The following is a 25,405-nucleotide window of genomic DNA, read 5'->3' as shown; positions in this document are numbered from 1 at the left end:
ATCCGGCCCTACGGTGGGGGTGCGCAAGACTCGCTCCCACCGAACCGACCGAACTGACCCGGGACTCGACCGCCGCACCGGCGCGGAAGTCCATGCCACTGGAGTTAGACGTGACCGCACCTGCCAGCAAGGACAGCTTCGGCGCCAAAGACACGCTGAAGGTCGGCGACGCCTCGTACGAGGTGTTCCGCCTGAACAAGGTCGAGGGCGCCGAGCGGCTGCCCTACAGCCTGAAGATCCTGCTCGAGAACCTGCTGCGCACCGAGGACGGCGCGAACATCACCGCCGACCACATCCGCGCCCTCGGCTCGTGGGACCCGAACGCCGACCCGTCGATCGAGATCCAGTTCACGCCCGCCCGCGTGATCATGCAGGACTTCACCGGCGTGCCGTGCGTCGTCGACCTCGCCACCATGCGCGAAGCGGTCACCGACCTCGGCGGCGACCCCGACAAGGTCAACCCCCTCGCCCCGGCCGAGCTGGTCATCGACCACTCGGTCATCATCGACGTCTTCGGCCGCGCCGACGCCTTCGAGCGCAACGTCGAGATCGAGTACGAGCGCAACCGCGAGCGCTACCAGTTCCTGCGCTGGGGCCAGGGCGCCTTCGACGAGTTCAAGGTCGTCCCGCCGGGCACCGGCATCGTGCACCAGGTCAACATCGAGCACCTGGCGCGCACCGTGATGGCGCGCAACGGCCAGGCCTACCCCGACTCCTGCGTCGGCACCGACTCGCACACCACCATGGTCAACGGCCTGGGCGTGCTGGGCTGGGGCGTCGGCGGCATCGAGGCCGAGGCGGCCATGCTGGGCCAGCCGGTGTCGATGCTCATCCCGCGCGTCGTCGGCTTCAAGCTGACCGGCGAGATCCCGGCCGGCGTCACCGCCACCGACGTCGTGCTCACCATCACCGAGATGCTGCGCAAGCACGGCGTGGTCGGCAAGTTCGTCGAGTTCTACGGCGAGAGCGTCGCCCAGGTGCCGCTGGCCAACCGCGCCACCATCGGCAACATGAGCCCGGAGTTCGGCTCCACCGCGGCGATCTTCCCGATCGACGACGAGACCGTCCGCTACCTCAAGCTGACCGGCCGCTCGGCCGAGCAGGTCGCGCTGGTCGAGGCGTACGCCAAGGAGCAGGGCCTCTGGCACGACCCGTCGCACGAGGCGTCCTACTCCGAGTACCTCGAGCTGGACCTCTCGACGGTCGTCCCGTCGATCGCCGGCCCGAAGCGCCCGCAGGACCGCATCGAGTTGTCGGACGCGAAGTCGTCCTTCCGCAAGTCGATCCACGACTACGTGGACGGCGAGCAGGTCACCCCGCACACCAAGGTCGACGAGGCCGTCGAGGAGTCGTTCCCGGCGTCCGACCCGGCCGCGCTGTCGTTCAAGGACGAGGACGCGGTCGACATCCAGTCGGCGGCCAACGGCGGCAACGGCCGCCCGACGAAGCCGGTCAAGGTTTCCTCGGCCGACCGCGGCGAGTTCATCCTCGACCACGGCGCCGTGGTGATCGCCTCGATCACCTCCTGCACCAACACGTCGAACCCGTCGGTCATGCTCGGCGCCGCGCTGCTCGCGCGCAACGCGGTCGAGAAGGGCCTGTCGGTCAAGCCGTGGGTCAAGACGTCGATGGCGCCGGGCTCGCAGGTCGTCACCGACTACTACACCAAGGCCAACCTGTGGCCGTACCTGGAGAAGCTGGGCTACCACCTGGTCGGCTACGGCTGCACCACGTGCATCGGCAACTCCGGCCCGCTCTCGGACGAGATCTCCGCGGCGATCCAGGAGAACGACCTCACCGCGGTTTCGGTGCTCTCGGGCAACCGGAACTTCGAAGGCCGGATCAACCCCGACGTGAAGATGAACTACCTCGCGTCGCCGCCGCTGGTCATCGCCTACGCGCTGGCCGGCACGATGGACTTCGACTTCGCGACCCAGCCGCTGGGCCAGGACACCGACGGCAACGACGTCTTCCTGAAGGACATCTGGCCGACGGCGCAGGAGATCCAGGAGACCATCGACTACTCGATCACGCAGGAGATGTTCACCAAGGACTACGCGGACGTCTTCGACGGCGGCGAGCGCTGGAAGTCGCTGCCCACCCCGGAGGGCAAGACCTTCGAGTGGGACACCGAGTCCACCTACGTGCGGAAGCCCCCGTACTTCGAGGGCATGACGCCGGAGCCGGCCCCGGTCACCGACATCACCGGCGCGCGCGTGCTGGCGAAGCTGGGCGACTCGGTCACCACCGACCACATCTCCCCCGCCGGCGCGATCAAGCCGGGCACCCCGGCCGCGCAGTACCTGACCGAGCACGGCGTGGAGAAGAAGGACTTCAACTCCTACGGCTCCCGGCGCGGCAACCACGAGGTGATGATCCGCGGCACGTTCGCGAACATCCGGCTGCGCAACCAGCTCCTGGACGACGTGCAGGGCGGCTACACCCGCGACTTCACGCAGGAGGGCGCCCCGCAGGCGTTCATCTACGACGCGGCGCAGAACTACGCGAAGGCCGGCACCCCGCTGGTCGTGCTGGGCGGCAAGGAGTACGGCTCGGGCTCGTCGCGTGACTGGGCGGCCAAGGGCACGTCGCTGCTGGGCGTGCGCGCGGTGATCACGGAGTCGTTCGAGCGCATCCACCGGTCGAACCTGATCGGCATGGGCGTCATCCCGCTGCAGTTCCCGGCGGGCGAGTCGGCGGCGTCGCTCGGCCTCGACGGCACCGAGACGTTCGACATCTCGGGCATCACGGCGCTGAACGAGGGGTCGACGCCCCGCACGGTGCACGTCACGGCGACCAAGCAGGACGGCTCGAAGGTGGAGTTCGACGCGGACGTCCGCATCGACACCCCGGGCGAGGCGGACTACTACCGCAACGGCGGCATCCTGCAGTACGTGCTGCGGAAGATGACGCAGGCGTAAGGGTTTTCCCTTCGGAGGGCCTCCCCGCTCGGCTGAGCGGGGAGGCCCTTTCCGTTACGCGGGCACGGCTTCCCAGCGCACGCTGGACACCGACGGCTCCAGCGAAAGCCGTGACACAGCCGCCTCCATCTGGGCGTCGTCGCGCTGGTCGCCGACCAGCTCGGCGCGCACCTCCACCGTGCGGTCCTCGCGGTCCGTGCTCAGCACCGACAGCAGGCGGAAGTCCGTGCGGGTCAACGACTGCACGAGCAACGCCCGCACGTGCGCCTCGGTCGCGTCGCGGGTCACCGCCTGGAACGCGTACCTCGTCGGCGTCTCGTCCCCGGCGTCCGGGCGGCGGTCGACGACCCGGCCGAGCGGCCGCAGCACCACGTTCACCCCGACCACGACCGCCGTCCCGGAAGCCGCGATCGCGTACAGGCCCGCCCCGGCCAACGCGCCCACCGCCGCCGAGCACCACAGCGTCGCCGCCGTGTTGAGGCCGCGGACGTTGAGGCCGTCGCGCAGGATCACCCCCGCGCCGAGGAACCCGATGCCCGAAACGATCTGGGCCGCCACCCGGGTCGGGTCGGCGTCGCCGCTCGTGGACAGGCCGCCGAAACCGTGGGCCGACAGCAGGACGAACAAGGTCGCGCCTACCGCGACCAGCGCGTTGGTGCGCAGCCCGGCCATCCGGGCGCGGAACTGGCGCTCGACGCCGATGACGGCACCCAGGCCGACCCCCGTGCCGACGCGCAGCAGCATTTCGAAGATGGTCATGATCCGGCTCTTTTCCGGCGTGCGCGCACTGCCGGACAGGGGGCGGCCGGACTCAGCCCAGCCGGAAACCTCCGGTGAGCGCGCGCCCGGCCGTCCGATGACTGTCCGCTGGCATGTGCCGCTCACCTCGCTTCCCGTACTCGTGTTGATCAAGCCTCGCCACTGTACCGGACGCGCGAAGGCCGGGGCGACGTCGAACGCGTCACCCCGGCCTTCGCGAAGCTCAGCCCTGGGCCGCCGTCTCGAACGGCTGGACGTTCGGCTGGAACACCTGCCCGTTGGCCGGGACCTTGAGGTCGGTCAGGTAGTCCGCCACGGCCTGGTCGACGCCGAGGGCGTCACCGAGGATGCAGTGGCCGAACGCGTCGACCGACAGCAACCGGCTGTTGCCCAGCTCCGCGGCCATGCGCTGCGAGAACTTGTACTGCGTCGCCGGGTCGAAGAAGTTGCCGACCACGACCACCGGCACGTCGGTCTTCGCCCGCCACGGCCCGCGGTAGACGTCCGGGTGCTTCGCCGGCCACACCGGGCAGCCCGCCGTGTCCGCGAACGCCTGGTACCGGCCGAACGTGGGCGATTCGCGTTCCCACTTGGCCGCGATCCCCGGCACCTGCTCCTGCTTGATCTTGAACGGCTTGTCGGAGCAGTTGACGGCGAAGTACGAGTCGTCGCTCGTGTAGGGGCTGTCCGGGTTCTGGTCGGCGAGACCCTGCTTGCCGGCGGTCAGCACCTTCATCTGCCGCGGCTGCAGGGTCTGCGTCTGCGCGCCCGCCGGGTGGATGGCGGTGTAGAGCGCCTGCAGGTCCTCGGCCAGGCCGGGGAACGCCGACGGCGAGTACAGGACGCTCGAGACGCCGCCGGTGAACTGGTTGATGTCGACCGAGCCGCCGCCCGGGATGGTGATCGGCTGCTTGCGCAGGTACTCCCGCAGCTCGTCGAACTTCGCCCGCGGGGTGCCGTCGCTGAACGCGCACTTCGCGCCCACCTGGTCGCATCGCTTCAGGAAGCCGTCGAGCGCGATCTCGAAGCCCTGCGCCCGCTCCCGGTCGTACTCCACGCCGTCGCTGGTGCGTAGCGCCGGGTCGACGTTGCCGTCGATGACGATCGCGCGCGACTGCTTCGGGAACATCGACGAGTAGGTCGAGCCGATCAGCGTCCCGTACGAGAAGCCGACGAAGGTCAGCTTCTGGTCGCCGACGGCCGCGCGCAGCGTGTCGAGGTCGCGCACGACGTCCTTGGTGGACATGTGGTTGAGCAGCGAACCCGCGTTGTTCTTGCAGAACTGGCCGTAGTCGCGGTAGCTGGCCAACGTCCCGGAGATCTCGGTGCGGCTCAGCGGCACCGGGATCTGCGCGGCGAGGACCTCGTCCGCGTCCTCCTGGGTGGTGAAGCAGCGCAGCGGGTTGCTCTGCCCGACACCGCGCGGGTCGAAGCCGATCAGGTCGAAGCGGTCGAGCACCTGCGGCTGGAAGTAGTACTGGCCGCTGATCGGCATCCGCAGGCCCGAGCCGCCGGGACCGCCGGGGTTGAGGAACAGCGAGCCGACGCGCGCGTCCGGCGTGCGGGCGGTGCGCTTCAGCAGGGCGATGTCGATGGTGCCGAGTGCGGCGTTGTCGTGGTCGATCGGCACGCGGTAGCGCGCGCAGCTGTAGAACTTCACCTGGTCCGCGGGCACCCCGGCGAGCGTGGCGGGCGGACAGGCGCCCCAGTTCGGTGCCGCGGTCGCGCCGACCGGCGCGGGTTTGACGGCCTCTTCGGCGGCGGTGGCGACCCCCGCCGCCCCGGTCGCGCCGAGACCGGCCACGAGTGCCCCCACCAGCGCGAACGAGCGCACCCGGCCCCTTGTGGATCTCCGCAAGACGTCTCCTCCCTAGGTCACGCATCCGCCGCGCGGTCAAGACGTCACGGCGCGTTACCCGGGAGAGACTGGCACAAATCGGTGAATACCGTCACCGTCCGAAAGGATGGTGGGAACCTATCGGGTGACGCGTTCGAGTACGAAAACGGGCAACGGGCGGCCCGCCTCCTTCTGCTCCATCGCATACCCCGGCCAGAAGGCCAGCAGCTCGGCCCACATCCGGTCGTACTCCTCGCCGGTGAGCTCCCGCGCGACCACGTCCACCGGCCGCCCCGCCAGCGCGACCGAGGCCTTCGGGTTCGCCCGCAGGTTGAGCGCCCACGCCGGATCGTGCTGACGGCCCCAGTTGGAGGCCGTCAGCACGAACCCGTCGCCGTGCGGGTAGTAGAGCAGGTTCGTGGCTCGGTCCAGCCCGCTCTTGCGGCCCGTCGTGGTCAGGCGCAGGGACGGCAGCCCGGCGAGCGCCACGAGGCTCACCCGGCCGCCGAACGCCTTGTGCAGTTTCTTGTCCGCCCAGACGACGAACCGCGACGTGCGCATCAGCCACGGCTTGGTGCCGACGGCCCGGGCGAGCGCCCGGAGAGGATTAGCCACGCACGGATTTTGCCAGGCTCACGCCGAACCGCTGCTGGGAGTCGGTCCACCACCGCTCGAGGGCGAACCCGGCCGCGGCGAGCTCGGCCTCGATCCCGCTCGGGCGGAACTTCGCCGAGATCTCCGTCCGGATGTGCTCGCCCGCCGCGAAGGACACCTTCAGGTCCGCGCCCGGGATGTCGACCGTGACGTCGTGGCGGGCCCGCAGCCGCATCTCGACCCACTCGTTCTCCGCGTCCCAGTACGAGACGTGGTCGAACTCGTCGGGGTCGAAGTCCGCGCCGAGCCGGGCGTTGATCACCCGCAGCACGTTCTTGTTGAACTCCGCCGTGACGCCCGCGGCGTCGTCGTACGCGCGCTCGAGGATGCCCGCGTCCTTGACCAGGTCCGTGCCGAGGAGCAGCCACTCCCCCTCGTCCAGAACCTCCCGCACCGACCGCAGGAAGGCCGCGCGCTCGGCGGGCAGGAAGTTGCCGATCGTGCCGCCGAGGAAGGCCACCACCCGCGGCTGACCACCGGGCAGCAGGTCGAGGTGCTGGGTGAAGTCGCCGACCACGCCGCGGACGGTCAGCCCCGGGTAGTCCTTCGAGATCGCCTCCGCGGCGTCGGCCAGCGCGGACTCCGACACGTCGAGCGGGACGAACGCCTCCAGGGTGCCGTGCCCCGTGAGCGCGTCGAGCAGCAGCCGGGTCTTCTCACTCGACCCCGAGCCGAGCTCGACGAGCGTGTGCGCGCCGGTCAGCTCCGCGACGTCGCCCGCGTGCGCGGCCAGCACCTCGCGCTCACTGCGGGTCGGGTAGTACTCCGGCAGCTGGGTGATCTTCTCGAACAGCTCGCTGCCTTCGGCGTCGTAGAACCACTTGGGCGGCAGCCACTTCCGGTCCGCGGTGAGCCCGGCGACGACGTCCGCGCGCAGTTCCGCGGTGACGGCGTCGCCGGAGCGGTGGTGGTCGAGATCGACTTCGGTCATGAACGCTCCTCGGTCAGGGGAAGCAGGGCGACGCCGGCCGCGGTGACGTGCACGGCGTGGTGGTCGGGGACGGGCTTCCAGCGCGGGTCGCCGTCGCAGGGCTCGGACGACAGGAGCACGCCCGCCGGGGTCTCCAGCACGGACAGCGCGTGCGTCCAGGCCGTGCCGATCAGCGTTTCGCCGTCGGTGAGCAGGAAGTTGAGCCGGGAGCCGGGCGCGGCCGCCTCGACGGCGGCGGTCAGCCCCGCCACCGCGCGCAACGGGTCCTCCCCCGTGGCCAGCCGGGCGCGCAGCATCGCCCAGAGCACCGCCGAGTCGGTCGGCGCCTCCAGGGTGAGCAGCTCGGTGACCGGCAGCTCCTTGGCGAGCTCGGCCAGCGAGCCCGGCCAGCCGCGGACGACGCCGTTGTGGCTGAACAGCCAGGGCCCGGCGGTGAACGGCGCCGCGGCCGCCTCGGTCACCGGCATGCCGGTGGTGCCGTTGCGGACCGCGGCGACGAACGCGCCCGTGGTCAGGGCCGCGGCCAGCGGCGGCAGCGTCTCGTCCGTCCACAGTGGAGTGGACCGCCGGTGCCGCAGCGGCGCCGAGCCCGGGCCCGGGTACCACCCGAGCCCGAACCCGTCGGCGTTCACCGAGCCGCCGCCGCGCATGTCGGCCGGCGCGTAGGACTGCACCAGCAGCGAATGCGGCGCGCGGAAGAGCACCTCGGCGGGCGACACGGGCTCGCCGAGGTAGCCGATGTGACGGCACATGCGCCTAGCCCACCTCGCCGGGGGCCGCGTCGCGAGCCGTGCGGAAGCCGGCGAAGATCTGCCGCCGGATCGGGTAGTCCCAGTTGCGGAACGTGCCCCGGATCGCCGCCGCGTCGGTGCCGAACGACCCACCGCGCAGCACCTTGTACTCCGGCCCGAAGAAGACCTCCGAGTACTCGCGGTACGGGAACGCCGAGAAGCCCGGGTAGCCGTGGAAGTCGGTCGAAGTCCACTCCCAGACGTCGCCGATCAGCTGGTGCACCCCGGTCGGCGACGCGCCGGCCGGGTACGCGCCCGCGGGGGCCGGACGCAGGTGCCGCTGGCCGAGGTTCGCGTGCTCGGCCGACGGTTCCTCGTCACCCCACGGGAACCGCCGCGACCGGCCGGTCGCCGGGTCGAACCGGGCGGCCTTCTCCCACTCCGCCTCGGTCGGCAGCCGCCGCCCGGCCCAGGCCGCGTACGCCTCGGCCTCGTAATACGAAACGTGCACGACGGGCTCGTCGGCCGGGACGCGCTCGTACACGCCGAACCGGGTGCGCCACCAGCCGTCCTGCTCCCGCTTCCAGAAGCGCGGCGCCGTGATCGAGTGCTCCGTCCGGTACGCCCAGCCCGCCGGGCTCCACCAGCGCTCGTCGTCGTACCCGCCGCCGTCGAGGAACGCCGTGTAGGCGCCGGCGGTCACCGGCACGGTGTCCAGCCAGAACGCGTCGACGGCGGTCTCGTGCGCCGGGCGCTCGTTGTCCAGCGCCCACGGCTCCGCCGACGTGCCCATCGTGAACGCGCCGCCCGGGACCAGCACCTCCGCCGGGAGAACCCCGGCCCGGGCGGGCGGCGGCTCCGGCGCGTGCAGCACCGGATCGCCCTGGCGCAGCTGGTGGGTGGCCAGCATGGTCTCGTCGTGCTGCTGCTCGTGCTGGGTGATCATGCCGAACGCGAAGGCCTGCTCGGTCAGCCGCCTGCCTTCCAGCGGCACTCGCTCCAGCACGTCGAACGCCTTCTCACGCACCTCGCGGACGTACGCGCGGGCCTCGGCCGGCCCCAGCAGCGGCAGCGCCGGCCGGTCGGCGCGGGCGTGCTGGAAGGCGTCGTAGATGTCGTCGATGTCCGGCCGCAGCGGCTCGCGGCCGCCGACGTCGCGGACCAGCCACAGCTCCTCCTGGCTGCCGATGTGCGCGAGGTCCCAGACCAGCGGCGACATCAGCTTCGAGTGCTGGCGGACCAGGTCCTCGTCGTCCACGGCGTCGGTCAGCGCCACGCTGCGCGCCCGGGCGCGGGTCAGCGCCTCCGCCGCGCGGGCCCGCAGGTCCTGCGCGCTCAGGTCACCCAGTGCTTCCGTGCTCATGCTTCTTCGCTCCTCGATCGGTTCGCGCGCCCCTGCACGCTTTCGCTGATCTCGGTGATCGACTGCCCGGTCAGTCCCGTCGCGCCCAGCTCGGCGCAGCCCAGGTCGGCCAGCTCGGCCGCGACGGCCGCCAGCTCCGGGTCGGCCAGCCCGGCCCGCGCCGCCGTCGTCCAGCGGTCCGCGACCGGCGCGCACACCGCGCGCACCTTGTCCACAGTGGACGGCCGGGCGAGCAGGGCGGCGACCAGCGCCACCGGCGCCAGCCACGCGTCCGGCGGCTGGGCGTCCAGGTACCGGATCTCCAGGTACCCCTGCGGGCGGACGGGGGTGAACATCGTGGTGAGGTGGTAGTCGAGATCCGCCGCCGTCGGCTTCGGCAGCAGCGCCGCGGCGCCCCGGCCGTCGATCCAGTCGGCGAACGTCAGCCCCTCCGGCGCGTCCCACGGCCGGTCGCCGCGGCGCAGCACCATAAGCGGGGTGTCCATCAGGCGTTCGGCCCACGCCGCGGCGGGGTCGTCCGGCACGCCGGAAGTGCGCGTGCGTACCGCTTCCGTGTCGTGCACCGCGAGCCACCGGGCCGACGCGTGCCCGGTGTCCCGGCCGGCGTGGACGCGGGAGTTGGCGAACAGGGCCAGCAACGGCGGGCCCATCGCGTGCGCCGCCGCCCACCGGGCCGCGTAGTGCTCGGGCTCCCCGGTGTCGACGCAGACCTGCAGGCCGGCGGTGCTGCACATCATCGTGAGGCCGCCGGGCCCGATCGGCGCGAACCGGCGCTCCATCGCCGCGTAGCGCGGCGTGTGCAGGACCCGCCGCGGCGCGCGGTGCGCGTCGATCCCGGTTTCGCCGAGCACGAGGCCGTGGGCGGCGAGGCGGTCGCGGAGGTGGTGGAGGTCGGCCGTGACGGCTGCGTCGAGGTCGCGCAGCGAGGCCTGGGGAAGAGCGGAAATCTCGACCTGGCACCCGGGCTCGAGGCTCACGGGTGAGCCGGCCGGGAGCGGGGAGGCGGGGCTGTCGGGGCGGAGGGTCCGCGGGGTGTGCGGACCCAGGGCCGTCGCGAGGATGTCCGGATCGAGGGGTCTGGCCGGGTCGTCGGCATGGTGCACGGTGAACTCCAGCTCCACGCCGGTCAGGCGGGGTGGTCCGTGCTTGAAGCACACCGATGCGACGTACGCCTCCCCGGCCGCGCGGTCCGCCAGGACCCGCGCGGTGCGGTTCGACGCACTACCCGACTTCTCGGGAAAATCGTGCACCGTCTGCATGTCCGTTCCTGTTCCGTGTGGTGGAACTTCTTGACTTCGGACGCTACACGCGGGGTACGACAAAATCAGGGCTCGTCCTGACCGGCAGGACGAGATCACCACTTTGTAAGAAGTCCCGGATCAGGGCAAAGCGGACTCGGTGCCCAATCCCAGCTCGGCCGCCGACGCCCGGACAGCCTCGATCACCAGGTGCAACGCGGGGCGCCGGAACGCGGTCCGCCGGAAGGCGATCGACACGGTCCGCAGCAGCGGCGTCGTGAGCGTGACGACGTCGATCCCGGGCGGCCGCAGCAGCCGCAGGCCCAGGTCCGACACGAGGGTGATGCCGAGGCCCGCGCCCACCATCGCCATCGCCGTGGACTGCTCCTCGACCTCGTGGTTGATCTTCGGCGCGAAGCCGTGCCGCTGGCACGCCGTGCGCATCGCGCGGCCGAAGTGCGACTTCGGGCTGGCCAGGATCCACGGGTGCTCGGCGAGGTCGTCCAGCGACGCCGACCCCGACGGGACGGCACCCCGCGGGACCGCCGCGTGCAGCCGCTCCACGGCCACGACGGCGCGTTCCAGCCCGGCGTCCCACGTCGTCGGGGCGTCGGAGTACTCGATCACGAACGAGAGGTCGAGCGTGCCGTCCCGGACGGCCTCGGCGGTGTCCTCCGGCGCCAGCTCCCGGGTGCGCACCTCGATGCCGGGGTGCTCGCCGGCGAGCGCGGTCAACGCCGTCGGGAGCAGGCCGGACGCGACCGAGGCCCACACCCCGGCGGTCAGCCGGACCGTGCGCGCCTCCTGGGCCTCTTCGAGGGCGAGCGTCGCGCGTTCCACCGAACCGAGGATCTCTTCGGCGTGCTCGGTGAGCAGCTTGCCGAGCTCGGTCAGCTGGACCCGGCGGCCGAGCCGTTCGAACAGCTTCGCGCCGACGTCACGCTCCAGCTGCGCGAGCTGCTGCGACACCGCCGACGCGGTGTAGTGCAGCGCGGCGGCCGCCGCGGTGACGGTGCCCCGGCGGTGCAGCTCGCGAAGCATCCGGAGCCGGTGCAGCGAAAGCTCCATGCACCAAACCTAAACGAGATCGTGCAGCGACGGTAAATGGACGCGCGGGCCACCCCGGGCGCACGCTCGTGGAGGCGGTCACGAGACCGCCCCGGACTTCTCTGGAGGTGAGTGGCCTGATGACCCCGCGCAACGCCGAGCCCCTGATGCGGCTCACGTGGACCGACCCCGTCACCGGCGCGCACGGCTACCTGGTCGTGCACAGCCTGGTCTCCGGCGTCGCCACCGGCGGCACCCGGATGCGGGCGGGCTGCACCATGACCGAGGTCGAGGACCTCGCCCGGGGCATGGCCAACAAGACCGCCACCTTCAACCTGCCGGTCGGCGGGGCCAAGGGCGGCATCGACTTCGACCCGAAGGACCCGCGCGCGTTCGACGTCCTCAAGCGGTTCTGCGCGTTCCTGCGGCCGTGGCTGGACGCGCACTGGGTGACCGCGGAGGACCTGGGTGTGCCCCAGCACCTGATCGACTCCGTGTTCGCCGAGCTTCGGGCTGGAGCAGTCGTACCACGCGGCGATCCGCCGTTCGGCCGACCCGGCGCGCACCCTGCGGCGGGTGCAGGCGGGCCTCAACGCCCCGGTGCCCGGCGGGCTCCTGCTCGGCGACGTCGTCGGCGGCTACGGCGTCGCTCAGGCCTGCCTCGGTGTCGCGTCGGCGTGGGACTGGGACGTCCGCGAGACGACCGTGGCGATCCAGGGCATCGGCACCATGGGCGGCGGCGCGGCCTGGTACCTGCACGAAGCCGGGATGAAGGTGGTCGCGGTCGCCGACGCGGCGGGCACGCTGTACGCGCCGGAGGGGCTCGACGTCCCGGCGCTGCTGGAGCTGCGCGACCGCTTCGGCGAGGTCGACCGGACCCGGCTGCCCGACGGCGTCCGCGTGCTGCCGCGGGACTCGGTCGTCGGCATCGACGCGGACATCTTCGTTCCCGCCGCGATCTCCTACGCGCTGCGGCCCGACAACGAGAACCTGGTGAAGGCCAAGGTGGTCGTCGAGGCGGCCAACGCGGCGACGACGCCGGAAGCCGAGGCGGCGCTGTCCGCGCGCGGGGTCGCGGTGGTGCCGGACTTCGTCGCCAACGCGGGCGCGGCGGCGTGGGCGTGGTGGCTGCTGCTGGGCGAGGTCGGCGCCGACCCGGCCGACTCGTTCCTGCGGCTGCGCACGGAAATGCAGGCGAAGGTGGCGCTGCTGCTGACGGAGTGGAACATGGACCGGCTGCCGCTGCGCATCACCGGACTGCGGCTGGCCGAGGCCAACCGCGCCCAGCGCGCCGAGGCGGCGCTCGCGCCCGAGGGCGAGCCGCAGCTGCTCATCCCGTGAGCCGGGGGTTCCGCGCGGCGCCTCGGGTGGGGGCGCCGCGCGGTTCCTTCACCGCGCGAAGCGGTCGGTCGCGCCGACCAGGACGTCCTGCATCGAGGGGTCCTGCGTGGAATGCCCGACGTTGTCGAGCATGACCAGCTCGCTGCCCGGCCAGCCGTGGTGCAGCAGCCACGGCGTGCCGACGATGTTGCTCGTGTCGAGAATCCCCTGCGCCAGCACGGCCGGGATCCCGGCGAGCTTGCCGAGGTTGCCGAGGATTTCGCCGTCCGGCAGGAACGCCCGGTTGCTGAAGTAGTGCGTGACCAGCCGCGCGAAGCAGAGCTGGTAGGCCGGGTCCGCGAAGGCCTTGTACGGGGGCACGCCCGGGAGCATCGCGTCCTCCCAGGCGCACCAGTCGTCGGCCGCCTTGTGGTGGACCGCCGGGTCGGGATCCATCAGCAGCCGGTGGTAGGCGGCGGACAGGTCGCCGTCGCGCTCGCTCTCCGGCACGCCTTGGCGGAACCTCTCGAAGGCTTCCGGGAAGTACGCCCCCAGCCCGCGGATGAGCATTTCGATCTCGATGAACCGGTCGGTCGCGAGGCCCATCAGGACCATTTCGCTGACCCGCTCGGTGTGCCGCAGGGCGTAGGTCAGGCTGAGCACCGAACCCCAGGAACCGCCGAACAGCAACCACTTCTCGATGCCCAGGCGCGTCCGCAGCAGTTCGAAGTCCGCGACCAGGTGGTCGGTGGTGTTGGCGGACAGGTCGGCGACCGGGGCGCCGGCGTGCGGGGTGCTGCGGCCGCACCCGCGCTGGTCGACGAGCACGACCCGGTACTTCGCCGGGTCGAAGTACCGGCGGAGGTTCGCCGAGCAGCCGGTGCCCGGGCCGCCGTGCACGACGAGCGCGGGCTTCCCGTCCGGGTTCCCGCAGGTCTCCCAGTAGATCTCGTGCCCGTCACCGACGTCGAGCAGGCCGTGGTCGTACGGCTCGATCTCGGGGTACAGCATCAGCGCGTCCTTCCACCGGAATACAACAGCGCTGTCACGTTAGCGTCGGCGGAAGCTCCGCGCGCGCGGTTTTCCGGTCAGACGAGGGCGCCGGCCAGCTCGGCGAGCGTGTCGGCCAGCTCCTTCGGCCCCGCCGGGCCGATGTGGATCACCTCGTCGTCGCCCGCACCGGAGGTGTAGCTGAGGTAGCGCCCCCAGTCGGTGTCGGCGTAGTGCAGCGGCTGTTGCAGGCAGGTGTGGCGGCCGACGTCGTCGCGACGGCCGACGTAGAGCTCGCCGCTGCCCGACACCGGCCGCTGCACGAGGCTGACGACGTCGGCGATGGCCGCGGGCAGCGGGTAGGCGTCCTGGCCGCGGCGCGCCGCCTCGGCCAGGTCCGCCACCCGGACGGTGCGCGGGTGGCCGCCGCCGGGACCGACCGGCGGCAGCTGCTCGACGAGGGACTCGGCGAGCCGGTTCCGGTCGATCTCCTGCACGCCGACGTGCGTCCCGTCGGAGACGGCCAGCACGGCCTGCAGGCCTTTCGCGGCGGCGAGCACGCCGTAGGTCTGGCCGCCGGTGCCGACCCAGCCGTAGCACTCCCGCGCCGGGCTGACCAGCAGCGGCAGCCAGTCGAGGAAGTCGACGGTGGCCCGGCCGCGCGCGTCGACCAGGCCGGCCTCGGCGAGCGCGGCCTCGACCCGCTTGTCGGCCTCTTCGCGCTCGGCGTCCGAAAGCCACAGCGGCTCCGGGCGCAGCGTGATGTGCAGCTGACCGACCTGCTCGCGTTCGGCCAACGCGGCCAACGCCTCGACCGGAACGTCCACCCGGCCTGTTGCCACGTCCACCCGCCTACTCGCCGATGACCGGCGGGCTGGTCCGCTGGTCGGTGCCGAAGATCGCGTCCGGATCCGCTTCGATCAGGAAGTCCGGGCGCTGGTGCTCATCATCGTCCTCGCCCTCGCCACGCCGGCCCCCGGGGCCCATCGGCCCCATCTGCCCGGACCGCCCGGCGGCCGACCGTGCGGCGGCGGCCTCCGCGGCGGCCGCGTTGCCGAGGCTGCCCATGCCGGAGCCACGGCCGCTGCCGAGCCCGCGCTCCCCCGCGGCACCGCTGCCCCCGGCCCCACCACTCCCGCTGCCGCCCCCGATCGGGCGGCCGTTGGAGTCGAGGAGCCGGCTCCCCGCGTTGCCGCTGTTGGGCCCGCGGGTGCTCGAGTTGGGGTCGCTGCCGAAGGTGTTCGAGTAGTTCTGCCCACCCCCGGTGTTGGTCGGGTAGTAGTTGATCCCTCCGTCGACGTTCGGCGGCGTGTTCCCGGGGCGGTCGGTGAGCTGCCCGGGCCGCGTCGGCGTGGGACGGCCGGTGCCGGTGGTGTGGGTGTCGTCGGCACCGGGCACCACGGGACCGGGCGGCTCGACGATGCCGATCGGCCGGTCCGTACCCCCGGGCCGGACGGTCCCACCCGGGCGGTCCGTCCCGCCCGGACGGTCGGTCCCACCGGTGCGCCCCGGGTCGTCGACGCTCGAGGTCGTGGTGTGGTCACCGTCCCCGGGGTCGCCGCCCCCCTCTTCCGGGTACCACTTGTGTTCGTCGACGATGATCGGCGGCCGGGGAGGCTTGGGCGGCTCCGGCGTGTTGACGGCGATGGAGGCGCCGTCGGACTCGAGGACGCCGTAATTCGTCGGCATCGTCGCGGTCGTGCCGTTGGTGGCCGTGCTGTACTGGTCCATCACCCGGACGTTGGTCTCGTTCGCCGCGTTGTACCTGGCCATCCCCTCCTGGTAGGAGTCGATGTCGTCCTTGGCCATGAACGGCCCGGCGATCGGGATGGCGGCCTTGAGCCCGGTCGTCCACGGGTTGGGCTTGTCCGGCTTCGGCGGCACTTCGACGACGCTGTTGCCGGAATGGTCGAAGACGGCGGCCTGGGTGTCGACGGAGAACTTGGTCTCGTCGAGCGGCAGGGCGGTCTCGGCGAACGCCAGCTCGAGCGGGCCCGCCCCGGCGTTGGCCGCGTCGGCGGCGTCACCGGTCCAGGCACTCGTCATCCGCTCCTGCAGGGATTTGATGCTCTCCGCACGGGTCTTGTAGGCCTCGGAGAGCTTGTTCACCGACTCCGACATCTGCCGGAGCCCCTGCGTGTCGCCCTGCTTGAAGTTGTCGTAGATCTGCTTGCCGTCCACTCGTCATGCCCCCTTGAGTGTTCTGACGATCCCGGCCGCGGCACCTTGCGCGGCGTCACAAGAATCCTGCTGTCCCTCGTAGCCCCCGGTGACCACGGAAACCGCCAGGTCGTCGGCGATGCCGATCGCCATGCTGCAGTTCCCGGTCGCCCGCCGGTCCCGCGTGTCCCAGTAGATCGCGGGGTATCCCTCGACATCGGGAGCACGCTCGAGGAACTTGGTCACGCCGTTCGGGCGTTCGTAGTCCGCCTGAATCCCGGCCAGACCACCGCCGCCGCGGTCGCGGTTCCCGGTTCCGAGGATGACCAGCAGGCTGATCCCCTCGCCCTTGATCTTCCAGCCGCAGTTGGGACCGGCCTTGTTCTCGGCGCTGCCGTCGTTCTGGCGCGGTTCCCCGGGGTCGGTGAACTTCAATCGAGCCAGCTCGTCCGCGGGGACGAGACCGCACGGATCGCTCTCGTACTTCGACGCGTCCAGGGGCGAGGCCACCTTCGGGACGTTCGCGTCCGAAGTCGGCTCCGACGACGCCCCCGGCGAAGACGGGGCCGGCGTGGCCGCGCCCCCGGTCGTCGAAGTGCAGCCGCTCACGAGCGCGGAGCCCATGAGGAAAGCCCCGGCGAGAACGCTCGCGCGGGTGGTCTTGCCCAAGCTCACGTCGCCTGCCTGAAGGTCTCGGACATGCTCTCGTCGGTCACGACGGTCTTGCTCTGCGCCGCCTTGAGCTTCTTGATGTAGCCCTGCACGTACTTGCGCATGGACTCGTTCTGCTCCTGCAGGGACGCGATCGAGTCGTGGGCCGTCGACACGAACGTTCCGCTGGCCGGATCCTGTCCGGGAGGGACCGCCGCGGCCCTCAGTGTTTCGATCGTGCGCCCGTCGTCGACGATCTTGTCCAGCTCCGCTTCCCACAGCCCGATCACCGAGGCGAGCTCCTCGGGGTCCATCTTGAACTGGCCGCCCTGGCCCCCGCCGCCGTAGACGTGGCCCCGGCTGCCCAGCAGGTCACCCCAAACCGCCTGTGCCGCCTGCCCGGCCTCACCGATGATCACGCCGCGCACCTTCCCCTCAGTTCACCCACCGTGATGTGGCAAAGACTAGCCAACCGTCTCACGAGCTGTCAGCGAATCGCCGCAACGTTCCGACGTCGGGGTGGCCCTTTCGGTTCCCGCGCACTCCGGGTCACAGTACGTACGTACGGATTGCGAGATGACCGTCCGCGATGCCAGGATTTCAGGATGCCACGCGTTAGCCAGGATCACCTCGACGCACGCCGGCGCCAGATCCTCGACGGCTCGCGCGTCTGCTTCGCGCGCTACGGCTACGAAGGTGCCACAGTCCGGCGCCTCGAGGAAGCCACCGGGCTCTCGCGCGGGGCCATCTTCCACCACTTCCGCGACAAGGAGTCGCTCTTCCTCGCCCTCGCCGAGGACGACGCCATCCGGATGGCCGACGTCGTCGCCGAACAAGGTCTCGTGCAGGTGATGCGCGATCTCCTCGCCGGCGACGGCGAGCACCCCGCCGACTGGCTCGGCACCCGGCTCGAAGTGTCGCGGCGGCTGCGGACCGACCCCGAGTTCCGGGCCCGCTGGGCCGAGCGCTCCGAACAGCTGACCACCGCGACCCGGCTGCGCCTGCTGCGCCAGCGCGAAGCCGGGAACCTGCGCGACGACGTCGACGTCGACGTCCTCACCGCCTTTCTCGAACTCGTCCTCGAAGGACTCGTCTCGCACCTGGCCATGGGCCTGCCCGGCGCCGGTCTCGGCCCGGTGCTCGACCTCGTCGAGGAGACCGTGCGGCGGCACCGGCCCGGCACCGCCTGAGCGGGCCGTGTTCCAATGGCCGCGTGGATCTTCTCGAGGCGCACGGCCAGGCGTTGCGGGCCTTCGGCGACGCCGTGCGCACCGCCGGCGCGGCCGACTGGGGCCGCCGGACGCCGTGCGCCGCGTGGACCGTCCGCGACCTGGTGAACCACGTCGTCGCCGAGCAGCTGTGGGCGCCTTCCCTGCTCGCCGGCGCCACCCTCGACGACGTCGGTGACCGCTTCGACGGCGACGTCCTCGGCGCGGACCCCGTCGCCGCCTGGGACTCGGCCGCCGAGGCCGCCCGCGAGGCCTTCCTCGACGACGGCGTCCTCGAACGCGCCGTCCACCTCTCCTCCGGACTGGCGCCCGCGCGCGAGTACGCCTGGCAGATGACCATCGACGCCGCCGTCCACGCCTGGGACCTCGCGACCGCGCTCGGCCTGCCCAACCCGGTCACCGAACCGCTGGCCTGGCGGCTGCTCGACGTCGTGCGGCCCTGGGTCGACGACTGGCAGGGCCTCGGCCTGTTCGACCCGCCGGTCGCGGTGCACCGCGACGCCGGGGCCGCCGCCCGCCTCGTCGCCCTGCTCGGCCGCGACCCGCGCTGAACCACCCGGGGTGGTGAGCGCGCCGACACACCGGTAACCCGGCGCCCGATGGCCCGGACACGTTAAGATTGTCCGCATATTCGCAGTACACGCCGATTTCCCCGTAGGAGTGACCGTTTCGTGCGCGCAGCGCAGTCACCCGGTGACAGTACCGGGCCGGGTGACCGACCCGGCTGTCCGATAGGTTCATCCCCCGCCGCCTTGGCGGGTGCGGAATGATCCAGATCCTCTTCGCCGTGCTCGGCGTCCTCCTCTTCGTGCTGCTGACCGTCGGCACCGGGCTGGCCGTCGCCGCCGAGTTCTCCCTGACCGCGCTGGAACGCAGCACCGTCGACGCCGACGTCCGGCAGCACGGCGACCGCCGCGCGCTGACCGTCCAAAAGGCACACCGGACGCTGTCGTTCCAGCTCTCCGGCGCCCAGGTCGCGATCACGCTCACCACGCTGATCACCGGGTACCTGGCCGAGCCGCTGATCGGCGAGCTTGTCCGGCCGCTGCTCACCGGCGTCGGGCTGCCCGCCGAGTTCGCCGCGGGCGCGTCGATCGTGCTCGCGCTGGTGCTGGCCACCTCGCTGTCGATGATCCTCGGCGAAATGGTGCCGAAGAACCTCGCGATCGCCCGGCCCCTGCCGACGGCGCGCGCGGTCGCCGGCTACCACTCCCGCTTCTCGGCGCTGTTCCGCTGGCTCATCACGCTGATGAACAACAGCGCGAACTTCCTCGTCCGCAAGTTCGGCGTCGAGCCCCAGGAAGAGCTGCGGTCCGCGCGTTCGCCGCAGGAGCTGGGCTCGATCGTGCGCTCCAGCGCCGAAAGCGGCACGCTCGACACGTCGACGGCGGAGCTGCTGGACCGCTCGCTGCGGTTCGGCGAGCGCACCGCGGAAGAGCTGATGACCCCGCGCGTGCAGCTCGAGGCCCTCGCCGTCGACGACACGATCGAGGACCTCATCGACATCTCGCGCCGCACCGGCTTTTCGCGGTTCCCGGTGCACGCCGAGGACCTCGACGACGTGCGCGGCGCCGTGCACGTCAAGCAGGCCTTCGCCGTGCCCGCCGCGGACCGCGCGGCCGTGCCGATCGGCTCGGTCATGCGCCCGGTGCCGACCGTGCCCGAGTCCCTCTCCGGCGACGACCTGCTGCTGCGCCTGCGCGACTCCCGCTTCCAGCTGGCCATCGTCGTCGACGAGTACGGCGGCACGGCCGGGCTGGTGACCCTGGAGGACGTCGTCGAGGAGATCATCGGCGACGTCCGCGACGAGCACGACGAGCGCGAGGCGCCCGCGTCGCAGCAGGTCGGCACCGACAGCTGGCTGGTGTCCGGGCAGCTGCGCGCCGACGAGGTCACCGACGTGACCGGGTTCCGGATGCCCGACGGCGACTACGAGACGATCGCCGGGCTGATCCTGGAGCGGCTGGGCAAGATCCCCGCCGAGGGTGACGCCGCCGAGGTCGACGGGTGGCGGCTCACCGTGACCACGATGGACAAACGCCGGATCGCCGAGGTCGAGGTCGCTCCGGTCCGCGCGGCCGCGGAGCAGGAGGTGGCTCCGTGAACGACTGGCTGAACATCGCCCTGATCGTGGTTCTGTTGCTGGCCAACGCTTTCTTCGTCGGCGCGGAGTTCACGCTGATCTCCTCCCGGCGCGACCGGCTCGAGGCGCTGCTGGAGCAGGGCAAGACGCGCGCGAAGATCGTGATCAACGCGAGCAAGCACGTGTCCCTGATGCTGGCGGGCGCGCAGCTGGGCATCACCATCTGCTCGCTGCTGCTCGGCCGCCTCGGCGAGCCCGCGGTCGCGCACCGGCTGTCGGCGTTCTTCGACCTCTTCGGCCTGCCCGAAGCCCTGCTGCACCCGATTTCGTTCGCGATCGCGCTGGCGTTCATCACGGTGCTGCACGTCCTGATCGGCGAGATGGTGCCGAAGAACCTCGCCATCGCCGAGCCGGAGCGGCTCGCGCTGTGGCTGGTGCCGGTGCACGTCGCGTGGGTGAAGGTGGCCAACCCCTTCATCTGGCTGCTGAACTTCGTCGCGAACTCGCTGCTGCGCGCGGTGAAGGTGGAGCCGAAGGACGAGCTGGAGACGGCCTACACGTCCGACGAGCTGGCCGAGCTGCTCAGCGAGTCGCGGCGCGAAGGACTGCTCGACCAGTCCGAGCACCAGCGGCTGGCCCAGACGCTGTCGTCGGTGCAGAAGACGGTGGCCGACGTGCTGGTCCCGACGGCCGAGCTGACGACGCTGCCGTGCGGCCCGACGCTCGGCGACGTCGAGCGGGCGGTCTCCTCGACGGGCTTTTCGCGGTTCCCGGTGTGCACCGACGACGGACGGCTGACCGGCTACATCCACGTGAAGGACGTCCTCGACCTGGCGGGCGAGGACCCGGCGACGATCGTGCCGCCGGCGAAGACGCGCCCGCTGACCGAGCTGCGCGCCGACGCCCGGCTCGACGTCGCGCTGTCGGCGATGCGCAAGGAAGGCAGCCACCTGGCGCGGGCGCTGGACCCGAGCGGGAACGCCGTGGGCGTCGTCGCGCTCGAGGATCTGGTCGAGGAGTACGTGGGCACGGTGCGCGACGGCACGCACGTGGGCGCATGACCGGCGTCGAGGTGCTGGCCTCGCCGGAGTGGCAGGCCCGCGAGGCGGCGCACGTCGCGCGCATGCGGAAGTGGACGGTCCCGCACCAGGAGCGGCGCGCGCGGGGCGAGAAGCACCCGGTGCTGGATTTCCTGTTCACGTACTACTCGTACCGGCCGTCGCACCTGGAGCGGTGGCAGCCTGGACCGGGCGTCGCGCTGGCCGGACCCGAGGCGCACCGGTTCCTGGACCGCAAGGGCTACGTCTCGACGGCGGACGGGGTGTTGCTGGACCCGGCGGGCTTCGGCGCGGGAAAGGTAAGGACGGCCGAGTTCGTCCTGCGCCTGCTGACGGCGACGGCGTCCCGCGCGCCGCGGCTGAGCTGCTTCGGGCTGCACGAGTGGGCGATGGTGTACCGCGAGCCGGCGGATTCGGTGCGCCACAACCAGGTCCCGCTCCGGCTCGGCTCGGCCGGGACGGACGAGGTGGTGGAGTCGCTGGACATCCGCTGCGGGCACTTCGACGCGTTCCGCTTCTTCACCGACGCCGCGCGGCCGCGCAACGAGCTGACGCCGTCGAGGGAGACACAGGTCGCACTGGAGCAGCCCGGGTGCCTGCACGCGAACATGGACCTGTTCAAATGGGCGTACAAGCTCGACCCGTTCGTGCCCGCGGAGTCGTGGCGGACTGTTTCGAGCTGGCGGTCGAGATCCGGGAAGCTCGACATGCGGGCGAGCCCGTACGACCTGGCGGAGCTCGGCTACCCGCCGGTGCGGATCGAGACGGCGGCGGGGCGGGCGGAGTACGCCAGGGCCCAAGCGGAGTTCGCCCGCCGGGCGGCGCCGCTGCGTCATCGCCTGATTGCGCATTGCCATCGCCTGGTCAGCGCAGCACCCTGAGCGCGGGCAACTGTGAGTCAGATTATTCTCTCACCGATACTCACCTGTTAGGGTGATAACAGTTTGATTGCATCGCAGCGCGTGCTTGGCATGCGCTCACCCGCGAAAGGATGACGATGGGGCGACACTACCGGGACGAGGAGCCGGTGCCGCACCCTCTGGACCGCACGCCGCGCGTCCCCGCCGAGGGTCGCCCTCCCCACGGGGAGGTGTCCGGTTCGCACCCCGTCGTCGGCCGCAGTGAGGCCTCCGGGGCCTTCCGGACTCCTGGGCGCAGCTCCATCTCGGACGCTTTCGGTATCGCGGGTCGTCCCACGGGTGCCTCTCGGGTGCCCGGTCGTGGTGAGTCATCCGGTTCCTATCCCGTCGCCGGGCGCGGTGATGCTCCGGGCGCTCGTCCCGCCGCGAGGCGCAATGAACGGTCTGGTTCGTACCCGGTTGTCGGGCGCGGCGAGACCAGCAGCGCCCACCCGGCCGTCGGCCGCGGTGAACGAACTGGTTCGTACGCCGCCGCCAACCCTGGCGAGGCCAGTGGGGCCTATCCGGCGGTGGGCCGCAATGAACGATCCGGTTCGTACCCGGTCGCCCCCAGCCCCGGCGCCGGGCGCAATGAACCATCCGGTTCGTACCCGGTCGCCCCCAGCCCCGGTGCGGGCAGCAATGAACGAACTGGTTCATTCACCACCGGCGGCCGTGGCGAGACCAGCGGTGCTCACCCCGCCGTCGGGGCTGGTGAACGATCCGGTTCGTACCCCGTCTCCCGGCGCGGCGAAGCCTCCGGCAACTACCCGATCACCGCGCGGAACGCGCCCGCCCGTCAACCCGAGAGTGCCGCCGAGCGGACCGAGGTCATCACCCGCCACGGGGAGACCTCCGGCAACTACCCCGTCACGGCCCGGAGCGAAGCCACCGGCTCGGCCCGCACGGTGAGCCGCGGCGGGGAGGACCGCACCGCCGAGCCCGCCGACGAAAGCCCGCGCCGCCGCCGCGCGGGCGCCGACAAAGACTCCCGCCGCCGCCCCGCCGACGAGAACCCCGGCCGCCGCCGGGTGCCCGGCCGCAGCGAGACCACCGGCCCGCACCGCACCGCCGACGCCAGCGAGACCGGCTCCCACCGCACCCTCGGCAGCAGCGAAACCACCGGGTCCCACCGGACCCTCGGCAGCGAATCCACCGGCTCCCACCGCACCGTCGGCAAGAGCGAAGGCACCGGCTCCCACCGCATCGTGGGCAAAAAAGCCCCCCGCCGCCGGATCGCGACATGGCCCATCGCCTGTCTCGTGCTCGCCGCCCTGCTCGGGCTCGGGATCATCGGGTGGAACTGGGCCGACAGCGAACTCAACAGCCGTGCCGAGGCGCAGGCCGCCAGCTGCTCCGGTGGTACCTCGCACATGCGGATCATCGTCACCCCGAGCGTGCAGAAGCCGCTCACCGCCGCCGCCGATCGGTGGAACCAGGCCGCCACCGTCGTGCACGGGCAGTGCGTGCACGTCATGATCGAAGCCAAACCGTCTTCGCAGGTGCTCGACGCGCTCGTCGGCCGGTCCAACCTCGACGCCATCGGCGGACTGCCCGCCGCCTGGCTGCCCGAATCCTCGTACTGGGTCAGCGAGCTCACCACGAAGAAGCCCGAGATGATCGGCTCGCCCGCCCAGTCGGTGGCCAACGCGCGCTCGGCGGACTACCCGTTCATCGGGCTCACCGGGCCGGGCATCGACGACACCGTGCTCCGCGCCGCCCAGACCTTCCGCGAGTACCTCGAGCAGCCCGCCCAGCAGGCCGACTTCACCGCCGCCGGGATCAAGTCCGCCTAGACGCGCGTGCCGTTGTCGAGCTCGGCCACCACGGCCAGGTCGTCGTCGGCCAGCTCGAAGTCGAAGATCCCGAAGTTCTCGCGGGTCCGGGTCGTGGTGGCCGACGCCGCCACCGCGACCGTGCCCTCCTGCAGGTGCCACCGCAGCACGATCTGCGCCGGGGTCTTGCCGTACTTCGCCGCGAGCGCGGTCACCGTCTCGTCGGCCAGCAGCCCCGCGTTCGCGGCCGGGCTCGACGCCGCCGTCAGGATGCCGCGCTCCGCGTGGAACTCGCGCAGCGGGAGCTGCTGCAGCCACGGGTGCAGCTCGACCAGGTTGACCGCGGGCACCACGCCGGTCGCGTCGATCAGCCGCCGCAGCTCGGCGACCCCGAAGCCGGCGACGCCGATCGCGCGGACGCGGCCGTCGGCGCGCACCCGGGTCAAGGCCCGCCAGGTGTCGGTGAACGCGCCCTTCGTACCGTCGAGCAGGCACAGGTCGGCCCGTTCGACGTCGAGCGCCGTCAGTGCCTGGTCGGCCGCGCGGCGGGCGCCGTCGTAGCCCTGCGCGGGCACGTGCACGCTCACGAACAGCTCTTCGCGGGGCACGGTGGTGAGCGCCGCGCCCACCGCCGTCTCGGTCCCGGGTGCGGTGTCGATGCCGCGGTAGCCGACGTCGAGGGCGATGCGGACGGCCCGGCCGGTTTCGGCCGCGGACAGTCCCGCGACACCGAACAGCAGCTGGGGGATGCGGACTCCGTCGGACAGGGTGAGCGAAGGCGGGACGGCCATGATCCTCACTTCGGATGCGCGGGGAACCCCATCATTCCACCGACGCGGCCCGCTCGCGCAGAAACGCGGCCGTCGCCGGGTCGGCCGGGAAGAACGACTCGATCACCAGCTCCGCCACGGTGACGTCCAGCGGGGTGCCGAACGTGGCCACCGTGCTGAAGAACGTCAGGTCGGTGCCCTCGTGGCGGAAGCGCAACGGCACGAAGATGTCACCCGGTCCGGGGACCTCCACCTCGGGCACCGGCTGGTCGCACGGGTACCCGCGCAGCTCGTCGAGGAGCTCGGCGAGGCCGGTGTCGGCGGTCTGGGTGACCTGGCGCCGCAGCCGGCCGAGCAGGTGGGCGCGCCACTCCCCCAGGTTCAGGATGTGCGGGGCCATGCCGTCGGGGTGCAGGGTCGCGCGCAGCACGTTGCCGGTCAGCTCGGGCGCCACCCCGGCCACGAAGAGCCCGATGCTGGCGTTGGCGTCGACGAGGTCCCAGTTCCGGTCGACGACGGCGGCCGGGTACGGCTCGTGCCCGGCGAGCAGCTGCCGGACGGCTTGGCGGACGGCGCTCATCTCCGGGTCCCCCAACGCGTTCTCGGTGTACGCGGGCGCGTACCCGGCGGCCAGGAGCAGCCGGTTGCGTTCGCGCAGCGGGACGTCGAGGTGCTCGCCGAGGCGCAGCACCATGTCCCGGCTCGGCTTGGACCGGCCGGTCTCCACGAAGCTGAGGTGGCGGGTGGAGATGTCCGCCGAGATCGCGAGGTCGAGCTGGCTGATCCGGCGGCGGTCACGCCATTCCCGCAGCAGCTCGCCGACCGGCCGCTGTCGCGCGGCCGCCTGCACCGTAGTCGTCACGCGGCCGACGCTACGGCGAGCACGGCACCGCTGCCATTACTTCGGACGTAATGCCCAGGCATTACCTCTCGCGTAATCGACGCGCCGCCGCCGGTCCGCCAAAGTCGGTTCCAGCGCAGGACGACGA

Annotated in this window: 21 protein-coding genes and 2 pseudogenes; 8 read left to right on the top strand and 15 right to left on the bottom strand. The window is 71.8% G+C overall.

Annotated elements, in window-relative coordinates; genetic code table 11:
* Positions 1–110: 110 nt before the first annotated feature.
* Positions 111–2,921: an aconitate hydratase AcnA gene (gene acnA, locus QP939_RS39150; RefSeq protein ID WP_285451545.1), complete on the top strand. Its 2,811-nt coding sequence runs from the start codon at positions 111–113 to the stop codon at positions 2,919–2,921.
* Between the two features lie 54 nt (positions 2,922–2,975).
* On the opposite strand, the gene QP939_RS39145 is transcribed toward acnA, so the two are convergent.
* From QP939_RS39145 to QP939_RS39110, 8 genes are all read right to left on the bottom strand, one after another.
* Positions 2,976–3,680 carry an MgtC/SapB family protein gene (locus QP939_RS39145; protein WP_285451543.1) on the bottom strand — a complete coding sequence of 235 codons (705 nt, stop codon included), beginning with the start codon at positions 3,678–3,680 and terminating at the stop codon, positions 2,976–2,978.
* A gap of 223 nt (positions 3,681–3,903) precedes the next feature.
* Entirely contained in the window at positions 3,904–5,514 is a 1,611-nt protein-coding gene (locus tag QP939_RS39140; protein WP_285459949.1) for an alpha/beta hydrolase, read from the bottom strand.
* Positions 5,515–5,655: 141 nt separating this feature from the next.
* Complete coding sequence (locus QP939_RS39135; protein ID WP_285459948.1) at positions 5,656–6,078, bottom strand: nitroreductase family deazaflavin-dependent oxidoreductase; 423 nt, start codon at positions 6,076–6,078, stop codon at positions 5,656–5,658.
* A 46-nt stretch (positions 6,079–6,124) separates the two neighbouring features.
* Positions 6,125–7,102 (bottom strand): L-histidine N(alpha)-methyltransferase, encoded by a 978-nt coding sequence (gene egtD / locus QP939_RS39130; protein WP_285451541.1) that lies wholly within the window; start codon positions 7,100–7,102, stop codon positions 6,125–6,127.
* On the bottom strand, positions 7,099–7,854 hold the full coding sequence (gene egtC / locus QP939_RS39125) for an ergothioneine biosynthesis protein EgtC (protein ID WP_285451540.1): 756 nt from the start codon (positions 7,852–7,854) through the stop codon (positions 7,099–7,101). Before egtC ends, egtD begins: the two co-directional genes overlap by 4 nt.
* A 4-nt stretch (positions 7,855–7,858) precedes the next feature.
* A complete protein-coding gene (gene egtB, locus QP939_RS39120) occupies positions 7,859–9,196 on the bottom strand; it encodes an ergothioneine biosynthesis protein EgtB (protein WP_285451539.1) in 1,338 nt (445 codons plus the stop codon).
* The gene (locus QP939_RS39115) at positions 9,193–10,455 is read right to left on the bottom strand and encodes a glutamate-cysteine ligase family protein (RefSeq protein WP_285451538.1); all 1,263 of its coding nucleotides are present in this window, start codon (positions 10,453–10,455) and stop codon (positions 9,193–9,195) included. The genes egtB and QP939_RS39115 overlap by 4 nt, the downstream gene beginning before the upstream one ends.
* A 120-nt stretch (positions 10,456–10,575) precedes the next feature.
* Positions 10,576–11,502 (bottom strand): LysR family transcriptional regulator, encoded by a 927-nt coding sequence (locus QP939_RS39110; protein WP_285451537.1) that lies wholly within the window; start codon positions 11,500–11,502, stop codon positions 10,576–10,578.
* Between the two features lie 119 nt (positions 11,503–11,621).
* Between QP939_RS39110 and QP939_RS39105 the strand changes: the two are divergent.
* A pseudogene (locus QP939_RS39105) lies at positions 11,622–12,822 on the top strand (Glu/Leu/Phe/Val dehydrogenase dimerization domain-containing protein).
* Positions 12,823–12,870: 48 nt separating this feature from the next.
* Here the strand turns inward: QP939_RS39105 and pip are convergent.
* The 5 genes from pip to QP939_RS39080 all read right to left on the bottom strand — a co-directional run bounded on the left by pip (position 12,871) and on the right by QP939_RS39080 (position 17,021).
* On the bottom strand, positions 12,871–13,812 hold the full coding sequence (gene pip / locus QP939_RS39100; protein ID WP_285451536.1) for a prolyl aminopeptidase: 942 nt from the start codon (positions 13,810–13,812) through the stop codon (positions 12,871–12,873).
* A gap of 77 nt (positions 13,813–13,889) precedes the next feature.
* Positions 13,890–14,618 carry an ESX secretion-associated protein EspG gene (locus QP939_RS39095; protein ID WP_285459947.1) on the bottom strand — a complete coding sequence of 243 codons (729 nt, stop codon included), beginning with the start codon at positions 14,616–14,618 and terminating at the stop codon, positions 13,890–13,892.
* Between the two features lie 25 nt (positions 14,619–14,643).
* Positions 14,644–15,972: a hypothetical protein gene (locus QP939_RS39090; protein ID WP_285451535.1), complete on the bottom strand. Its 1,329-nt coding sequence runs from the start codon at positions 15,970–15,972 to the stop codon at positions 14,644–14,646.
* A gap of 3 nt (positions 15,973–15,975) precedes the next feature.
* On the bottom strand, positions 15,976–16,626 hold the full coding sequence (locus QP939_RS39085) for a DUF3558 domain-containing protein (protein WP_285451533.1): 651 nt from the start codon (positions 16,624–16,626) through the stop codon (positions 15,976–15,978).
* The gene (locus QP939_RS39080) at positions 16,623–17,021 is read right to left on the bottom strand and encodes a hypothetical protein (protein ID WP_285451532.1); all 399 of its coding nucleotides are present in this window, start codon (positions 17,019–17,021) and stop codon (positions 16,623–16,625) included. The genes QP939_RS39085 and QP939_RS39080 overlap by 4 nt, the downstream gene beginning before the upstream one ends.
* 186 nt (positions 17,022–17,207) lie before the next feature.
* On the opposite strand from QP939_RS39080, the gene QP939_RS39075 reads away from it, so the two are divergent.
* The 6 genes and pseudogenes from QP939_RS39075 to QP939_RS39050 all read left to right on the top strand — a co-directional run bounded on the left by QP939_RS39075 (position 17,208) and on the right by QP939_RS39050 (position 23,667).
* Positions 17,208–17,792 carry a TetR/AcrR family transcriptional regulator gene (locus QP939_RS39075; protein ID WP_285451531.1) on the top strand — a complete coding sequence of 195 codons (585 nt, stop codon included), beginning with the start codon at positions 17,208–17,210 and terminating at the stop codon, positions 17,790–17,792.
* Between the two features lie 23 nt (positions 17,793–17,815).
* Positions 17,816–18,382, top strand: a complete 567-nt coding sequence (locus QP939_RS39070) for a TIGR03086 family metal-binding protein (protein WP_285451529.1) — start codon at positions 17,816–17,818, stop codon at positions 18,380–18,382.
* A gap of 215 nt (positions 18,383–18,597) precedes the next feature.
* Entirely contained in the window at positions 18,598–19,935 is a 1,338-nt protein-coding gene (locus QP939_RS39065) for a hemolysin family protein (protein ID WP_285451528.1), read from the top strand.
* Positions 19,932–20,975: a hemolysin family protein gene (locus QP939_RS39060; protein WP_285451526.1), complete on the top strand. Its 1,044-nt coding sequence runs from the start codon at positions 19,932–19,934 to the stop codon at positions 20,973–20,975. Before QP939_RS39065 ends, QP939_RS39060 begins: the two co-directional genes overlap by 4 nt.
* Positions 20,972–21,853: pseudogene (locus QP939_RS39055) on the top strand (3-methyladenine DNA glycosylase). The gene QP939_RS39060 and the pseudogene QP939_RS39055 overlap by 4 nt, the downstream one beginning before the upstream one ends.
* Positions 21,854–22,779: 926 nt before the next feature.
* Positions 22,780–23,667, top strand: coding sequence for a hypothetical protein (locus QP939_RS39050; RefSeq protein WP_285451525.1), 888 nt, complete (start codon positions 22,780–22,782; stop codon positions 23,665–23,667).
* Here QP939_RS39050 and QP939_RS39045 read toward each other — a convergent pair.
* Both QP939_RS39045 and QP939_RS39040 read right to left on the bottom strand, forming a co-directional pair.
* Entirely contained in the window at positions 23,664–24,437 is a 774-nt protein-coding gene (locus QP939_RS39045; RefSeq protein WP_285451523.1) for an aldo/keto reductase, read from the bottom strand. The two genes, QP939_RS39050 and QP939_RS39045, sit on opposite strands and share 4 nt — an antisense overlap.
* Positions 24,438–24,468: 31 nt before the next feature.
* Positions 24,469–25,278 (bottom strand): helix-turn-helix domain-containing protein, encoded by an 810-nt coding sequence (locus QP939_RS39040; protein ID WP_285451521.1) that lies wholly within the window; start codon positions 25,276–25,278, stop codon positions 24,469–24,471.
* Positions 25,279–25,405 lie beyond the last annotated feature (127 nt).

Origin of the sequence: Amycolatopsis nalaikhensis, from assembly GCF_030264295.1 — a bacterium.
GTDB classification, from domain to species: Bacteria; Actinomycetota; Actinomycetes; order Mycobacteriales; family Pseudonocardiaceae; genus Amycolatopsis; species Amycolatopsis nalaikhensis.
Note: the sequence above shows the minus strand (reverse complement) of the source record. Positions and strands in the feature narration are given on the sequence as shown.

What these genes read in the sequence shown, in the direction of transcription:
- egtC (WP_285451540.1), bottom strand. Translation starts at nt 7,854, where the DNA reads ATGTGCCGTCACATCGGCTACCTCGGCGAGCCCGTGTCGCCCGCCGAG.
- QP939_RS39075 (WP_285451531.1), top strand. Translation starts at nt 17,208, where the DNA reads ATGCCACGCGTTAGCCAGGATCACCTCGACGCACGCCGGCGCCAGATC.
- QP939_RS39135 (WP_285459948.1), bottom strand. Translation starts at nt 6,078, where the DNA reads ATGCGCACGTCGCGGTTCGTCGTCTGGGCGGACAAGAAACTGCACAAG.
- QP939_RS39115 (WP_285451538.1), bottom strand. Translation starts at nt 10,455, where the DNA reads ATGCAGACGGTGCACGATTTTCCCGAGAAGTCGGGTAGTGCGTCGAAC.
- egtD (WP_285451541.1), bottom strand. Translation starts at nt 7,102, where the DNA reads ATGACCGAAGTCGATCTCGACCACCACCGCTCCGGCGACGCCGTCACC.
- egtB (WP_285451539.1), bottom strand. Translation starts at nt 9,196, where the DNA reads ATGAGCACGGAAGCACTGGGTGACCTGAGCGCGCAGGACCTGCGGGCC.
- QP939_RS39110 (WP_285451537.1), bottom strand. Translation starts at nt 11,502, where the DNA reads ATGGAGCTTTCGCTGCACCGGCTCCGGATGCTTCGCGAGCTGCACCGC.
- QP939_RS39045 (WP_285451523.1), bottom strand. Translation starts at nt 24,437, where the DNA reads ATGGCCGTCCCGCCTTCGCTCACCCTGTCCGACGGAGTCCGCATCCCC.
- QP939_RS39065 (WP_285451528.1), top strand. Translation starts at nt 18,598, where the DNA reads ATGATCCAGATCCTCTTCGCCGTGCTCGGCGTCCTCCTCTTCGTGCTG.
- QP939_RS39145 (WP_285451543.1), bottom strand. Translation starts at nt 3,680, where the DNA reads ATGACCATCTTCGAAATGCTGCTGCGCGTCGGCACGGGGGTCGGCCTG.
- pip (WP_285451536.1), bottom strand. Translation starts at nt 13,812, where the DNA reads ATGCTGTACCCCGAGATCGAGCCGTACGACCACGGCCTGCTCGACGTC.